The sequence below is a fragment of the Paraburkholderia sp. SIMBA_054 genome, from assembly GCF_046534875.1.
Taxonomy (GTDB): Bacteria; Pseudomonadota; Gammaproteobacteria; order Burkholderiales; family Burkholderiaceae; genus Paraburkholderia; species Paraburkholderia hospita.
This window is the reverse complement of sequence record NZ_JAWRXV010001507.1, coordinates 1-243: the sequence shown is the minus strand read 5'-3', so window position 1 is coordinate 243 and position 243 is coordinate 1. Positions and strand designations below refer to the sequence as shown.

The following is a 243-nucleotide window of genomic DNA, read 5'->3' as shown; positions in this document are numbered from 1 at the left end:
CGCTGATCGCACAATTGCGGTCGGAAAACGTCTGGACAGACATCAACGATCGTGTAGTGGAAGGCGGTTTCTACTATCGCACTGCCGAGCACTCTGCCCAGCAGTCGTCAGAACGCCTGCAAAGCTATGAAAAGATGTTCAAGAACGGGCAACTAAATGTTCTCAACTGTTCCACCACCATGGAAATGGGGGTTGATATTGGGGGCATTACTGCGGTGGTAATGAACAACGTTCCGCCACATC

General features: G+C 51.0%; 1 protein-coding gene. It reads left to right on the top strand.

Annotated elements, in window-relative coordinates:
- Nucleotides 1–243 (top strand): helicase-related protein (locus tag SB822_RS60065; protein ID WP_410859506.1); only part of this gene is annotated, 243 nt, incomplete at both ends.